The sequence below is a fragment of the Saccharopolyspora soli genome, assembly GCF_022678645.1.
GTDB classification, from domain to species: Bacteria; Actinomycetota; Actinomycetes; order Mycobacteriales; family Pseudonocardiaceae; genus Saccharopolyspora; species Saccharopolyspora soli.
On the sequence record NZ_JALBWV010000057.1, the window covers coordinates 1 to 13,668 of the forward strand.

The following is a 13,668-nucleotide window of genomic DNA, read 5'->3' on the forward strand; positions in this document are numbered from 1 at the left end:
CCACATCTAACTGGGGGGGGGGGGTGGGTGGCTGTTTGTTATCTCCCGGCGGGGGGTCTGCGCGGGGGGCGCCCCCCCGGCCCCCCCCCCCCGCGCCCCCCCCGCGGCCCCCCCCCCCACGACCGGTTACGCGGTGGCGCGGAGGGTGCGGTCGAACAGGTCGAGGAGCGCAGTCCAGTGGCGTTCGGCTGCTTCGGGGTTGTAGGCAGCTGTGTCGGCTTGGGTGTACCCGTGGTGAGCGCCTGGGTAGACCTCGCAGCGGTGGCGGACACCCGCAGCCGTGAGCGCTTCTTCGAGGCGGTCGATCTGGGCGGTGGGCAGCGACGGGTCCTGGTCGGCGTGTCCGAAGTAGAGCTCCGCCGTGACGCGGTCAGCGACGAGGTGTGGGCTGTCGGGGGCTTCGGTGGCCAGATTGCCTCCGTGGAAGCCTCCCGCGGCAGCGACGCGCTCGGGATAGGTGCCAGCGGTGCGCAGCGCGAGTACTGCTCCCATGCAGTAGCCGGTGATGCCCACCGGCCCGTTGGTGGCCTCGGGGCGGTTGGCGAGCCAGTCGAGGTAGGCACCGGCGTCGCGCATCGCGAGCTCGGGGGTCAGCGACTGGATGAGCGGGCCGATCTTCTGGAAGATCTCGGGGCGCTGGCTGGGATCGATGAACTCGGGCAGATCGACCACCGGTGTGCGCCCGTGCCGGTAGAGGACGTTGGGCACCACGACGGTGTAGCCAGCCGAGGCGAGCCGGTCGGCCATCGCGTTCAAGTGGGGGCGCAGGCCGAAGGCGTCCATGTAGAGCAGGACTGCTGGATGGGGACCTGGGGCGTCGGAGTGGACCAGGTAGGCGTCGGCGACGCCATCCGGGGTGGGGATGTCCACCGATGTTCCGCGTACGGCGTTCATGAGCGGTGCTGTCTCCTCGTAAGCCGCGATGTGCCAAGTGCTGCCGAAGGGTCGGCTGGTCCGGCCACGGCGCAGGCTGTGGCAAAGGCGCCGTTGCGGGGCCAGCCGGAAGATTACTGGATGTTGGTGCCAGCGCCGGTGGCTGCGCACCGCATTGGAATCGCGCAACGCCGTGCTGCTGCGTGGTTTGTCTGAGATTCAGGTTGTTTGCGCGGTTTCACGTCGAGTGCTTGCGAATCCGCTGCCGCGGTAGGCGTGGGATTGGCGACAACGCCATCGCGAAGTAAAAGAATCGTTGTCGAATGCTCAAACCGTCGGCTCCGGGCGGCAGATATCGAATTCCGCGGTCGTGACCGAACTGGTTTGGTGGCCAGGCCACGTCGATTGAACCTCGGAAAAGCGACATAGCTCATCCGTTGGCGCGGATGCGGGGAAGTTGAACCCGTTGCGAAGCAGGGCTCGCGCCAGAGCTGTTTCCAGGGGCAGCCATTCAGCGCAGGCAGCTCATTCGTCGGCAACCGCGCGGCGAATTGGTCGGACAATGGCAGCCCTGCCGCGGGCAGTAGGCGTGGTGCTTGCCCAAAAGGGCATCCCCATACCCCGTGGGGCATGGGGATGCGGACATCGGAACCGGGTGCGACCCGGCGACGTCTTGGTGTGTTCCAGCAGATCAGGATGCTCCGCTGGCGCCGTCCGCGCTGTCGGTGTTGGAGCCCGAACGGTCGTGGTGGTGGGCGTGGCTGTGCGAGCCGTGACTACCGTGGTCGTGGTCCGGGTGGTCCGCCAGCAGCGTCGCTGGAGCCGCTACCGCGGTGGCCGAACTCGCACCCCCGATTCCCAGCGCTAGCGGCGCCGCCAGTGCCAATGCGACTGCTGCTCGTGTAACTGTGCGCATGGAACTATTCCCCCGTCTTGAAAATGTTGCAGAGATACCGATACGAGCCCTGGTCCTCGTCCGAGGCGGGGAAAGCGGGCTCCCCCGATATCCGCCTCGGCAACGCGCCAGGACAAGCGAGGTATTCCCGTGAAGTCGCACCGGAAACCGTCCGCTGACAATTTCTTGGCGCGCGGTTCGCGAATGGCGGGTCGAAAGTCCCGGGCGATTGAGGACCAATTCCCCGGAAATGGATCGAGGTTCCCCCACGGGCGGGATCCGACCACATTCTTCGGGTGGCGATCGTCACAGTTCGCGGTGTCGATCGCCCAGCGGAATTGGTCGCATCCAACCGCGTGACCGCCCGAACCGGTAGGTCCTCGCTCAGTTCTTCCGGCCGACGGCTCCGTAGAGCCAGCCGGTGGCTTCTGGAGCTGGGTCGTCCCGGTCGGGGTGCCAGTCGTCGATGGTGACCAGACCTGGGTCGACGAAGTCGAAGCCGTCGAAGAAGCGGGCGATTTCGGCGTGGTCGCGGAAGTAGATGGGGGTCGGGGTGGTCGCGTAGATCGACTCGATCTGGGCGACCGCGTCCGGCGATTTGTGATCCGTGGTGACGTGGGTAGCGGTGATGTGGCTGCCGGGAGCTAGGGCGTCCCGAAGCTGACCCATGACCGCGGGCCGCTCCTCGGCCGTCAGGAAGTGCACCATGGCGATCATCAGCACCGCGACCGGCTCGTCGAAGTCGATCAGCGCGTTCGTCTGGGGGTGTTCGAGCACCTCGGCCGGACGGCGCATGTCGGCGGTGACCACGGTGGTGTTGTCGTCGGAGGCCAGCAGCGCGCGACCGTGGGCGAGCACGATCGGATCGTTGTCGACGTAGACCACGCGGGCATCCGGGTTGACTGCCTGCGCGATCTCGTGGGTGTTGCCGACGGTGGGCAGACCCGAGCCGATGTCGATGAACTGCCGGATGCCCTGGCGGGCCATGTACCGCACCGCCCGCCGCAGGAACGCCCGATTCTCCTGGGCGAGCTCGCGAATCTCCGGCATGGCCTGCGCCACGCGGTCGACGGCGTCGCGGTCGACCTGGTAGTTGTCCTTGCCGCCCAGGTAGTAGTCGTACATCCGCGCGACGCTCGGCCGGTTCATGTCGACCGATGACAAGCCGGAGTCGTCCTGCTGCTCCATGACGGCGCCCTCCATCTGTTCCTCGATGATCACCTTAACGGCAACCCGTCGCATCGGGGAGACCGCGATGCGGTGGTGGCGGGGTGGTTCATGTCGTCGCGCGTTGGTGGAATTCCTTGTGGAAGGTGAAGGTTCGGCGCTCCATCTCGGTTGTGTGCTGGAAGATCTCGCTGCGCCACGGGGTGTTGGTCGCGGTTCGGTATTCCTCGGTGGCGAACGCTTCCGGGCCGGTGAGCTCGTGCAGCGCGAGGAACACCGGTCCTGCTCCGGTGGTTCTGCGGTAGCGCCGGATCCGGTTCCACCCCGGCGTCGCCAGCAGCAGGGGGATGTGTTCCTGCTCGTACCACCGGGTCAGCTCGGTCTCGTAGTCGGTCGGCACGGTGATGGCGACCGCGACGATCGTGGGCGCGGGTTCCGGGGTTCGCTGGCCGTGGTCCGTCAGCAGCTCGTAGCTGCGTCTGTCCAAAGTAGACAGGGTGGCGAGGATCGCGCGTTCCCGCTCGCTTCGTTCGGCGCGCAGCCGCCGGTACTGCTCTGTCTCCAGGGCTTCTAGGTCCAGGTCGTAGGTGGCCAGCCAGCCGGGTGCTTGCCCGTCCGCGGCGCGGTAACGGCGTGCGGTGCGGATGCCGGGAATGCCCATCCGGGCCGGTGCGTGTTCGGTGTCGTACCAGTCGTGGAAAGCGGATTCCTGGCCGGGTGCGGGTTCGGACAGTACGAACAGCATGCCTTCGGCCATCGGTTCTCCCTGCGGTGCCGGTCTTGCGGAAGGGGGTGGAGCGCTACGTGTGGGTGATCTCGGCCGTGATGGCGTCCGCGTGCTCGCGCACCAGGGGAGCGCATCGATCGCGGAGTTCCGCGGCCGATATGCGTGCGGCGTTGACTGAGATGTTGAGAGCGGCGATGACTCCGTCGCGGTCCCGGACCGCAGCCGCTACCGACCGGACGCCCTCTTCGCGTTCTCCATCGATCAGCGCGAAGCCGTCCTCGCGAACGGCCATCAGGGCCTCTCGCAGCTCACCGGGGTCCGTGATGGTGTGCGGGGTCAGCGGCTTGAGGTCGACTTCCCGGAGGTAGGTGTCCAGTTCGGCGTCCGGCAGCGCGGCGAGCAGGACCCGGCCGAGCGAGGTCGGGTAGGCCGGGAGCCGGGAGCCGATGTTGAGCGTGATCGACACGCTTCGCGGACTCGGAACCCTTGCCAGGTAGACGATTTCGGTGCCGTCCAGGGTCGCCAGCGAGGACGATTCCTGGGTGGAGTTCGACAGGCTGCGCATGTGCGGCTCGGCGTGTTCCCACCAGGGGGAGGCGGACAGGTATCCGTAGCCCAGGCGCATCACCTTCGAGGTCAACCGGAATCGGCGGTCCTGCTGCGTGGCGAAACCGATCCGGGTGAAGGTGAGCAGCACGCGTCGCGCGGTGGCCCTGGTCAGGCCGGTGAGTTCGGCGACCTGGCTGATGCTCAACTCCGGGTGCTGAGCGGAGAAGACCATCATGACCTGGAATGCCTTGTCGACGGAATCGATGAAATCCGGGTCTTCGCGTGACACGCCTGGCACTCTCCGTTGGTCGTCTTGCATCCCGCGACGCCGCGCGCGCGGAACAGGAACAAATCTACCCGCGCGTCGCGACGTGCGGCCGCAGGCGGACTTCAGCCTGGGAAGTCGAAGCATTCCGTGGGGTTGTCGACCAGCAACCGGTGGCGTTGCGCGGCCGTTGGGGCGACCTCGGTGAGCAGGTCGACGAGGTCGCCGTCGTCGGGCACGAAGCCGTGGGTGTTGGGGTGCGGGAAGTCGGTGCCCCACACGACCCGTTCGGGCGCGCTGCTCGTCAGCAGCCGGGCGAGGGCGGCCGAGTCACCCATGTCCGGCGGTGCGGTGGCGAGGCGGTCAGCGCCGCTGAGCTTGACCCAGACGCGACCGGTGTCCAGCAGGCGTCGCAGCGCGGTCACCGCTGGTGATTCGAGACCTCGGCGCAGGTCGACGCGGGCCATGTGGTCGATCACCACGGGTAGTGGCAGCGACCGCACGAAGTCCTCGTGCTCGGCGATCCCCTCGCCAGCCACGTGCAGCGCGATGTGCCAGCCGTGCGGCCGGACCAGAGCGATGATCGCCTCGATCGTCTCCGGAGAAGGTGCTGGTCCGAGGTGCGGCGTGAAGTGCAGCCGTGCACCCCGCACTCCGGCTTCGTGCAACCGGGCCACTTCGGCGGGGGAGGTCTCCGGGCGGATCAGCGCAACACCGCGATAACGGCCAGCGCCTTCGTCCAGCGCGGCCACCAGAGAGGCGTGGTCCGCGCCGTGCGCGGCCGACTGGACGATCACCGCCCGGCGGAACCCCAGCAGGTCGTGCCGCTTCTGCAGGTCGGCGAGCGGGGCCTCGGGCGGGGTGAAGGTGCGGTCGGGTGCGTAGGGGAACCGGTCGGTGGGCCCGAAGATGTGGCAGTGCGCGTCGCAAGCGTTGGCGGGCAGGTCGATCGTCGGGGCGTGCGGTGAGGGGTGCGGTCCTGGGTTGGATGGTGTGGCCATCTCGGTCTCCTGCTCAGAGCATGTTTTCCAAGCTCGTTTTGCTTTGCGGTGCTGGTGGCGGAACCTCAGACGCCGTCTCGACTCCGGGATCCCCGACTCATGTATGTCCGATGCACCACGTCGGGGCTGTCCTCGCGAGACGACGTCTGAGAACCCGCGGCGGTGCGAGTTGCGAGGGTGGGCTAAGCGGCTTCGCCGCTTCAAAACAAGAACAAAAGACAGGCACTCAGTCGCAGCGGGCGGTCATGCCGCCGTCGACGACGATTTCGGTGCCGGTGATGAACCGCGCCTCGTCGGAGGCGAGGAACAGCGCGGCGTGGGCGGTGTCGCGGCCGTCGCCCATGAAGCCGAGCGGGATGCGCGCTTGGCGCTGGGCGAGCAGCGCTTCGACGTCGCCGCCGGTGCGCTGCCCGGCGAGCCGGGCTTCGACCATCGGGGTGTGCAGTTGGCCGGGGATGACGGTGTTGACCCGGATCCGGTCCGGCGCGTGTTGCACCGCGACCACCTTGGAGAGCTGGATGACGCCCGCTTTCGCCGATGCGTAGCCGACCTGGGCCGAGCCGGTCCAGCGCAGCCCGGACGTCGAGGCGATGTTCACGATCGCGCCGCCGCCCTGTTCCTTCATGACGGGGATGACGTGCTTGCACCCCAGGTAGGCGCTGGAGAGGTTGGCGTCGAGCTGGGCCTGCCAGGTCTGCTCGTCGAGCTCGACAGGCCCGCCGTGGCGTGATCCGCCGACGTTGTTGACGAGCACGTCGACCTGGCCGAACGCGGACCGCGCGGCCTCGACCACGCCCGCGACTGCCGCGGAATCCGTCACGTCGCAGGTGTGCGCCACTGCCGTGCCGCCCTCGTCGGCGATCATCTGCAACGTCGGTTCCAACGATTCCGCATCGCGGTCCACGACTAGCACCTTCGCGCCCTCGTGGGCGAAGACGACCGCGGTCGCTCGGCCGTTGCCCCAGCCAGGCCCGACACTGCCCGCGCCGGTGACGATCGCGACCTTGCTCGCCAGCCGACCACTCATGACAGTCCCGCCTCTCCGCGATTTGCAGTGGTGGTTGCGTCCAGCCGAGTCTCGCGTTTCGTGGTTTCTGGTGGCTGGTTTGCGTCACGGTCCCCTGAGGTGCGGGTGACGGGGACTGGGGTTGACACGGGGCTACTCATGCCACCGCTGGTGTTCCGGTCGTTCGGCTCGCCGACGTGCAGGGCGATCAGGAACCGGGAAACCATGTTGTAGGCGCCGATCGTCGCGGTGAGTTCCACGACGTGCTGATCGCTGAAGTGTTCGCGCAGGGCGTCGAAGATCTCGTCGGGTACTGCGACGGATCGAGTCATCGCATCGGTGTAGGCGAGCGCGGCCCGTTGCGGCGCGGTGAGCGACGCAGCGGCGTCAGCGGGCGCTTCGACGCGGAGCGCATCGGTTCGGGTCAGACCCGCGTCGCGTGCGATCGGTTCGTGCGCGTTCCATTCGTAGTCGGCGCCGTTGAGCGCCGCGACGCGCAGGATGGCGAGTTCCCGGATGCCGGCGGGCAGGCTGGCGCGGGTGCGGATCGCACCGAGCAGGCTGTTCCAACCGTCAGCGATCGGCGGGCTGTGCAGCAGCGTCTGATCCAACGGTGTGAGATGCCCGCCGCGGCGCTCGCGGATCCGGTCAGCGATCTCGCCCTCACCGCTGCGGTAGTCCAGGCGTGCCATCAGTGTTGTGATCCTTTCGTTTCGTCGGGTCAGGAGGCGTTGCCCGCGGTGGCAACGCTGTCGGTCGGCAGAGTGGAGTCCGGGTCGTCCGCGGCCAGGGGCGCGACCGGTTCGCGGTTCAGGACCGCGCGGGCCCGATCGGCGTCGAGGCAACGTTCCCAGCGGGCGACGACGAGACTGCCCATGATCTGCCCGGACAGGCTGACCAGTCCGCGCATCGTTGACAAGAATCGGTCGATGCCGAGGATCAGCATGATCCCGACGACCGGAACCACACCGGTGGTCGACAGCGTCGCCGCGAGGATGACGAAGCCCGCGCCCGCGACCCCGGCACTGCCCTTCGAGGTGATCAGGAAGACCGCGAGCAAACCGATCTGCTGCCACAGCGACAGATCGACGTTGAACGCCTGCGCGATGTACAGCGAAGCGAAGCCGAGGTAGAGGCACACGCCATCGCCGTTGAACGCGTACCCCGAGGGCACCACCAACCCGACGATCCGCTTCGGCGCGCCGAGGTGCTCCAGCTTGCGCATCAGTTGCGGCATCACCGCTTCGTAGTTCGAGGTTCCCAGCGTGATCAGCAGTTCGTCCTTGAAGTACCGGTAGAGCTTGAGGATCCGCAGACCGCACAGGCGGGCGATCAACCCGAACACCAGCAGGCTGAACACGATGCCGGTCGCCCAGAACAGGGCGATCACGCTGCCGAGGCTGGTCAGCGTTGAGATCCCGAACTTGCTGGTGGTGTAGGCCATCGCACCGAAAGCCCCCAGCGGCGCCACGTACATCACGAGCTTGACCACGCCGAACACCGCGTCGCCGACTCGCGCGATCCCGCGCACCAACGGCTCGCCACGGTGCCCGAGGGCCTTGATCGCGATCGCGAACAGGATCGCGATCAGCAACACCTGCAGCACGTTGCCCTCGGTGAACGCGCTGACCACGCTGTGCGGGATGATGTTGACCAGGAAGTCGTACCAGTGCTGGCTCTCGCCGCTGCGCAGGTACTTCTGCGCGGAACCCGAGACCTGCAGCGCGTTCGGATCGGCGTTCAGCCCGCGTCCGGGCTCGAACACGTCCATCACGACCAGGCCCGCGATGAGCGCGATCGTCGTGACGACCTCGAAGTAGACCAGGGCTTTCACCCCAACTCGTCCCACGGAGGTCAACTCGCCTGCGGAGGCCACGCCGGTGACGATCGTGCAGAACACCACCGGCGCGATGAGCATCTGGATCAACGAGATGAAGCCGGTGCCAACGGGTTCGAGCGACGCGCCAACGCCGGGCGCGACGAGACCGAGTGCGGCACCGAGCGCGATCGCGAAGAGCACGGTCACGTAGAGCTTCGACGTGAAAGCGCTGCGCAGCAGCGACCGCATCGACATCATTGTCTCCTGTGCGACAGACGAACATATGTGCGTGTGACGAACAGACAATGAGCCATGCGAAAGACCCTGTCAATAGTCGATCGCGAAACCGGACGACGGGACGCGCAGGCGCCAAGGTTCGAGAGTCCATTTAGGACAGCCTTGCGAGTGGGTGCTGACCTTGTTGGACAGCTGGGTCGACGTAGAGCCCGCCGCTGTGTCCTGTCGCGTCGTTCAGGTCACTGGTGCGGCGGGAAAGCCTCAGCTGACCGAGCGGTCCAGGGCGTCGAGCAGCCAGGTGTGCGTGACGCCGACCGGTGCGGATTCGCCGGTGATCTCACCAGCGAGCTGCCAGTAGCGGCGCAATCGCGGGTGCCGGTCGGCGGCGGTGCGCCTGTTCAGCGCGCGCCGGAACTCCGGGTTGTCGCTGGCACCGAGCGCCGCGGCGTGGGCCGCGACGAACCGGTCGAGCGCAGGCCCAGGTTGCGGCCGAGCCCCGGTCGCCACCTGTGGGAACGCCAGCTCGCAGGCCGCACCGACGGCGGCGTGGAGGGCGCCGAGGTCGGCGATCCGGTCGTGGTTGACGAGCGTGCTGGCCCGCAGTTGGGTGGCGAGTGCCCGGTCGGCGGCGAGCAGCACCAGCTCGGCGTACGCGACGACCTGCGCCGGAGTCGGCAGATCCGGCGGACGCGGCGCGCTGATGTCGAGGAACATGCTGGCCGTGTCCGGCGGGATCGGTCCGGTGGTCATCGGGCGCCAGAGGCGGACGAGGGTGTCGTGCGCGGCGAATCCGTCCTGCACCGCGGACAGCAGCTCAAGGCGGGCGGCGCGGTCGGTGGGTGGCGCCTCCTCGACCGCGCGGAGCATCGAGCGTCGCCAGGCCAGCGTCGCCACTTCGTGGTCGAGCGCGGCCCGCTCGGCGGCCACGGCGTCGGCCAGGGATCGTTGACCGGCGAGGACGTCGGTGATCGACCGCAGGCCCAACCCGAGCCCGCGCAGCCGTCGGATCAGGTTCAGCCGGTCGACCGTGGCCGCGTCGAACCGGCGATGCCCGCCAGCGCTTCGCGCGGTCTCCAGGAGTCCTTCGTCGCAGTAGAAGCGGATGGTGCGGACGGGCACGCCGGTCCGCCGCGACAGGTCGCCGATCCCGAGTGTGTCTCCGGTCACCATCGGTTGAACCTCCAGCCGAGTGGAGTTCCTACGGTACGGCCATGGATGTCGCACGATTTGTCGAGGGACTGCACGAGCACACCGCCGGGTTCGCCAAGGCAGTGGCCGACGCGGATCCGAACAGGCCGGTGCCGACGTGCCCGGCCTGGCCGCTGCGGGTGCTGGTCGGACACATCGGTCAGGCACACCGCTGGGCGGCGGACATCGTCCGGTCCGGGCCGACTTCAGTGCCGGACCCGTTCGACGCCGACCCCGGCGATCCGGGGGAGTGGTCCGACTGGCTGCACGAGGGCGCTGCGGATCTGACCGAAGCGGTTCTGGCCGCCGGTGGGAGTCCGGTGTGGACGTTCTTCGGCCCGCGGTCAGCGACGTTCTGGCTGCGCCGGATGCTCCACGACACGATCGTGCACCACGCGGACGCGGCGGGTACCACGGGCACCGCGTTCGAGGTGGCGCCGGACCTCGCGGCCGACGCGATCACCGAGTGGCTGGAGGTGCTGTCCGACCCGGTCACGCCGACGCTCAAACCGGCCTTCGCCGAACTGCGCGGTACCGGCCAGACCCTCCAGATCCGCCCCGATACCGGCCTGGGCTGGCTGATCACCCGCACTCCCGACGGCGTGCGATGGGCGACCGCGACCAGGGCCGCAGCTGCCACGGTGGCTGGTCCGGTCGGGAAACTGCTGCTGGTGCTCACCCGACGGCTGCCAGCCGACCACGTCACGATCACCGGGGACCGCGCCCTGGCCGACCACTGGCTGGCGCACACGGCGGCTTGACAACGGCAGCTCTCCGAAGCACAAGGCCCAGCCAGCACCGAGGTCCGCCGTTGTCCCGTCGAACAGTCGACAATGGACATCCGGCCGAAGTCGAACCTGCTCGGTGAGCTGCGAGATGTATTGGATCATGACTTGATCTGAACGGGTTTTTCACAACGGCTGGCCAGGATTCGGGTGTTCATCCGAACGCCTATCGAGGAGAACCTGGTTATGCCAACGACAAGGCAGCGGTTTCGGGCCGTGGTGTCCGGCTTGGGCGTGGCAACGATCGTGGGACTGGCACCGGCGGCCGCGTCCGCCGCCGACTCGGTGGACGGTGATGTTGTTGTCCACCAGGTCGCCGCCAGTGCACAGGAGCAGCAGGCCATTCGGGATTACTGGACGCCCGAGCGGATCGCCGCCATGCCCACCGGGCCGGTTCCGGAGCAGCCCCAGCCTCCGGTTGACGGGCCCGATGGCGCCGGGTGGTCCGGGGGTGGGGCCATCGACCGGACGGTGGGGCGATTGTTCTTCACCGAGCGCGGGGAGGACGCGAGTTGCACGGCGACGATCGTGCGGAGCGCGAACCGCAGCGTCGCGGTCACCGCCGGGCATTGCGTGCATGGTTTCGACCTGCTCGGTCAGGATCCGCAGTGGACGACCAATCTTTACTTCGTGCCCGGATTCCGGGACGGCGCAATGCCTTTCGGCGGATTCGTGCCTCGACTGGCCATTGCAGATCGGAGCTGGGTGGACGACGACCAGCAGATCGTCTACGACCAGGCTTTCCTGGTGCTGAACCCGGCGCCGGACGGGCGGGCGGCCGCGGATGTTGTTGGCGCTAGCCAGGACATCGCGTTCGACCTGCCCGGTGACCGGGAGGTCGCCGAGTTCGGTTATCCGCGCGCCGCCAACCAGCCCGGTCACCAGGGGCGGCCGGAGTTCACCGGACAGCGACTCGCCTGGTGCTGGGGCATCGCGCGGGAGAATCCGGGTACGCCGTCGTGGCCGGTGCCGAAGGGGCAGTTCGGTGTCGCGTGCGACATGGGCGGTGGTTCCAGCGGCGGACCGCGCATCGCGGGCTTCGACGGCGACACCGGTGCGGTGGCCGGGGTCAACACCCGGTCCTGGTACCTCGACGATGCCGGGAAGGGGTGCGAGCTGGACAGCGACCTGTCGCAGTGCACCCGGAACCTGGGCGGCCCGCAGTTCACGCCCGCGATCACGCTCCCGCTCTACGAACGGGCGCAGCACGCGTAAGCCACCATCGCGGGTGAACAGGGTCGTGGGGGGGGGGGGGGGGGGGCGCCCCCCCGGGGCCCCCCCCCCTCTCCCCCCCCCACGACTCAAGGCTTGCGGGCGACTCCACCGAGCAGGTTGTACTCGCCGTCGGACGGTTCGACGAGGCGCGGGCCGTCGGGCCACCAGTCGAACAGGTACGACAGACCTGGCTCGACCATCCCCATGCCCCGGAACAGCGCGGCGATCTCGTCCCGCTTGCGGTAGTAGCAGCTGCCCATCATCTCGTTGAACCGCGCCTCGGACTCGACCGCGAGCTTGGCCCGCGAGCTGCCGTCGTCGGGGTTGTGCAGGTGCGAGATCGCCAGGTAGGAGCCGGAAGCCAGGGCGTCGACGTAGGTCGACATGATGCCGAGCGGGTCCTCGTCGTTGGTGACGTGGTGCAGGGTGTTGCACTGGATCAACGCGATCGGCTGGCTCAGGTCCAGGTATTTGCTGACCGACGGGTTCGCCAGGATTTCCGCGGGCCTGCGCAGATCCCCGACCGCGAAGTGGGTGTACTCGTTCTCCTCCAACAGCGCGCGGCCGTGCGCCGCGACCGACGGGTCGTTGTCGATGTAGACCACCCGCGCTTCGGCGTTGATCCGCTGCGCCGCCTGGTGGGTGTTCTCCGCGGTGGGCAGTCCGGAGCCCAGGTCGAGGAACTGCTCGATGCCAGCCTGCCCGGCCAGGAATCGGACCACGCGGATCAGCCATGCGCGGCACTGTCTGCCGACCTGCACTGCTTCCGGGGCGATCTTCTGGATCTGCTGGAGGACCTCGCGATCCACCTCGAAGTTGTCCTTGCCGCCGACGAATGCGTCGTACACCCGCGCGATGCTGGGTTTGGTCGTGTCGATGTGCGGCCTGTCAACGCTTGCCATGGGGAAGATCCGCTCGGTCCGGGGTAGAAACGATCACGAGCAGCGTATTCGCGGATTCGCGCCAGGTAAACAGCCGTCACGCATTGAGCGGATTGATCCGGACGTCGTAGTCGGCGGCCTCCGATCCGGTCAACCGAAGTAGTCCGCAGTCGTCTTGCATGATCGTCTTGATGTCCGATTTGGGTGGATCCTCGGTGCGGTCGGGTTCGGTGCGGTGCCGCGCGGCGTCGATGGCAGACTTGCCGCGATGAGCGGAGCGGTACTGGTCCTCGGGGGCCGCAGCGAGATCGGCATCGCGGTGGCGGAACGCCTGGTCAAGCGTGGCCACGGCACGGTGGTCCTGGCGGCGCGGCGGTCGGCGGAGCTGGATGCCGAGGAGGCCGCCCTCCGCGCGGTCGGCGCCTCGGACGTGGTGCGGGTCGAGTTCGACGCGGCGGACGTCGCCAGCCACGCGGAGCTGCTGCGCAGCGTCGTGGACCGGCATGGGCCCATCGAAGTCGCGGTGACCGCCTTCGGAGTGCTCGGCGACCAGCAGCGGGCCGAGCAGGACGCCGCGCATGCCGTCGACATCGTGCACACCGACTACGTCGCGCACATCAGCGTGCTGACACACCTGGCGAACCTGTTGCGGGAGCAGGGCAGCGGCAAGATCGTCGTGTTCTCCTCCGTCGCGGGCGTGCGGGTGCGCCGGGCGAATTACGTCTACGGGTCGGCGAAGGCCGGGCTCGACGGGTTCGCCAGCGGACTCGCCGATGCGCTGGTGGGTAGCGGGGTGCGGTTGTCGATCGTGCGGCCCGGTTTCGTCATCGGTCGGATGACCCAGGGGATGAGTCCCGCACCGTGGTCCAGCACGCCCGACCAGGTCGCGGACGCGACGGTCAAGGCCCTGGTGCGCGGGCGGCGCGTGGTGTGGGTGCCCCCGATCCTGCGCTGGGTGTTCGCGGCGATGCGCCTGCTCCCGCAACCCATCTGGCGCCGCATGCCACGCTGAGGTCCGCCCGGCGCTGGTCATACCATCGGCGATGGCGACGCCAAGCCG

General features: G+C 68.2%; 14 protein-coding genes. 3 read left to right on the forward strand and 11 right to left on the reverse strand.

Annotation, left to right across the window (positions count from 1 at the left end):
- Window positions 1-126: 126 nt before the first annotated feature.
- The 10 genes from MOQ72_RS33025 to MOQ72_RS33070 form a co-directional block, all read right to left on the reverse strand.
- Window positions 127-894, reverse strand: a complete 768-nt coding sequence (locus MOQ72_RS33025) for a dienelactone hydrolase family protein (protein ID WP_242189688.1) — start codon at window positions 892-894, stop codon at window positions 127-129.
- Between the two features lie 670 nt (window positions 895-1,564).
- Window positions 1,565-1,789, reverse strand: a complete 225-nt coding sequence (locus MOQ72_RS33030) for a hypothetical protein (protein WP_242189689.1) — start codon at window positions 1,787-1,789, stop codon at window positions 1,565-1,567.
- 363 nt (window positions 1,790-2,152) lie between these two features.
- Window positions 2,153-2,989: an SAM-dependent methyltransferase gene (locus MOQ72_RS33035; RefSeq protein WP_242189690.1), complete on the reverse strand. Its 837-nt coding sequence runs from the start codon at window positions 2,987-2,989 to the stop codon at window positions 2,153-2,155.
- Between the two features lie 55 nt (window positions 2,990-3,044).
- A complete protein-coding gene (locus tag MOQ72_RS33040) occupies window positions 3,045-3,692 on the reverse strand; it encodes a DUF4286 family protein (RefSeq protein WP_242189691.1) in 648 nt (215 codons plus the stop codon).
- Between the two features lie 43 nt (window positions 3,693-3,735).
- On the reverse strand, window positions 3,736-4,500 hold the full coding sequence (locus MOQ72_RS33045; protein ID WP_242189692.1) for an IclR family transcriptional regulator domain-containing protein: 765 nt from the start codon (window positions 4,498-4,500) through the stop codon (window positions 3,736-3,738).
- Between the two features lie 101 nt (window positions 4,501-4,601).
- Window positions 4,602-5,477, reverse strand: coding sequence for an amidohydrolase family protein (locus MOQ72_RS33050; protein WP_242189693.1), 876 nt, complete (start codon window positions 5,475-5,477; stop codon window positions 4,602-4,604).
- Between the two features lie 226 nt (window positions 5,478-5,703).
- Window positions 5,704-6,504, reverse strand: a complete 801-nt coding sequence (locus MOQ72_RS33055) for an SDR family NAD(P)-dependent oxidoreductase (RefSeq protein ID WP_242189694.1) — start codon at window positions 6,502-6,504, stop codon at window positions 5,704-5,706.
- Complete coding sequence (locus MOQ72_RS33060; RefSeq protein WP_242189695.1) at window positions 6,501-7,175, reverse strand: carboxymuconolactone decarboxylase family protein; 675 nt, start codon at window positions 7,173-7,175, stop codon at window positions 6,501-6,503. Before MOQ72_RS33060 ends, MOQ72_RS33055 begins: the two co-directional genes overlap by 4 nt.
- Window positions 7,176-7,204: 29 nt before the next feature.
- Window positions 7,205-8,557 (reverse strand): cation:dicarboxylate symporter family transporter, encoded by a 1,353-nt coding sequence (locus tag MOQ72_RS33065; protein WP_242189696.1) that lies wholly within the window; start codon window positions 8,555-8,557, stop codon window positions 7,205-7,207.
- A 243-nt stretch (window positions 8,558-8,800) separates the two neighbouring features.
- Window positions 8,801-9,709: a MerR family transcriptional regulator gene (locus MOQ72_RS33070; protein ID WP_242189697.1), complete on the reverse strand. Its 909-nt coding sequence runs from the start codon at window positions 9,707-9,709 to the stop codon at window positions 8,801-8,803.
- Between the two features lie 41 nt (window positions 9,710-9,750).
- On the opposite strand from MOQ72_RS33070, the gene MOQ72_RS33075 reads away from it, so the two are divergent.
- Together MOQ72_RS33075 and MOQ72_RS33080 are read left to right on the forward strand one after the other, a co-directional pair.
- Window positions 9,751-10,488 (forward strand): maleylpyruvate isomerase family mycothiol-dependent enzyme, encoded by a 738-nt coding sequence (locus MOQ72_RS33075; RefSeq protein WP_242189698.1) that lies wholly within the window; start codon window positions 9,751-9,753, stop codon window positions 10,486-10,488.
- 210 nt (window positions 10,489-10,698) lie between these two features.
- On the forward strand, window positions 10,699-11,727 hold the full coding sequence (locus MOQ72_RS33080) for a trypsin-like serine peptidase (protein WP_242189699.1): 1,029 nt from the start codon (window positions 10,699-10,701) through the stop codon (window positions 11,725-11,727).
- A gap of 86 nt (window positions 11,728-11,813) precedes the next feature.
- Here the strand turns inward: MOQ72_RS33080 and MOQ72_RS33085 are convergent, their stop codons facing one another.
- Window positions 11,814-12,629: an SAM-dependent methyltransferase gene (locus MOQ72_RS33085; RefSeq protein WP_242189700.1), complete on the reverse strand. Its 816-nt coding sequence runs from the start codon at window positions 12,627-12,629 to the stop codon at window positions 11,814-11,816.
- 247 nt (window positions 12,630-12,876) lie between these two features.
- On the opposite strand from MOQ72_RS33085, the gene dprE2 reads away from it, so the two are divergent.
- Window positions 12,877-13,620: a decaprenylphospho-beta-D-erythro-pentofuranosid-2-ulose 2-reductase gene (gene dprE2 / locus MOQ72_RS33090; RefSeq protein WP_242189701.1), complete on the forward strand. Its 744-nt coding sequence runs from the start codon at window positions 12,877-12,879 to the stop codon at window positions 13,618-13,620.
- The last annotated feature ends 48 nt before the right edge of the window (window positions 13,621-13,668 follow it).

Excerpts from the sequence above, each read along its gene's own strand:
- MOQ72_RS33060 (WP_242189695.1), bottom strand. The coding sequence starts at position 7,175 with ATGGCACGCCTGGACTACCGCAGCGGTGAGGGCGAGATCGCTGACCGG.
- MOQ72_RS33080 (WP_242189699.1), top strand. The coding sequence starts at position 10,699 with ATGCCAACGACAAGGCAGCGGTTTCGGGCCGTGGTGTCCGGCTTGGGC.
- MOQ72_RS33065 (WP_242189696.1), bottom strand. The coding sequence starts at position 8,557 with ATGTCGATGCGGTCGCTGCTGCGCAGCGCTTTCACGTCGAAGCTCTAC.
- MOQ72_RS33050 (WP_242189693.1), bottom strand. The coding sequence starts at position 5,477 with ATGGCCACACCATCCAACCCAGGACCGCACCCCTCACCGCACGCCCCG.
- MOQ72_RS33070 (WP_242189697.1), bottom strand. The coding sequence starts at position 9,709 with ATGGTGACCGGAGACACACTCGGGATCGGCGACCTGTCGCGGCGGACC.
- MOQ72_RS33040 (WP_242189691.1), bottom strand. The coding sequence starts at position 3,692 with ATGGCCGAAGGCATGCTGTTCGTACTGTCCGAACCCGCACCCGGCCAG.
- MOQ72_RS33025 (WP_242189688.1), bottom strand. The coding sequence starts at position 894 with ATGAACGCCGTACGCGGAACATCGGTGGACATCCCCACCCCGGATGGC.
- MOQ72_RS33055 (WP_242189694.1), bottom strand. The coding sequence starts at position 6,504 with ATGAGTGGTCGGCTGGCGAGCAAGGTCGCGATCGTCACCGGCGCGGGC.
- MOQ72_RS33030 (WP_242189689.1), bottom strand. The coding sequence starts at position 1,789 with ATGCGCACAGTTACACGAGCAGCAGTCGCATTGGCACTGGCGGCGCCG.
- dprE2 (WP_242189701.1), top strand. The coding sequence starts at position 12,877 with ATGAGCGGAGCGGTACTGGTCCTCGGGGGCCGCAGCGAGATCGGCATC.
- MOQ72_RS33085 (WP_242189700.1), bottom strand. The coding sequence starts at position 12,629 with ATGGCAAGCGTTGACAGGCCGCACATCGACACGACCAAACCCAGCATC.
- MOQ72_RS33075 (WP_242189698.1), top strand. The coding sequence starts at position 9,751 with ATGGATGTCGCACGATTTGTCGAGGGACTGCACGAGCACACCGCCGGG.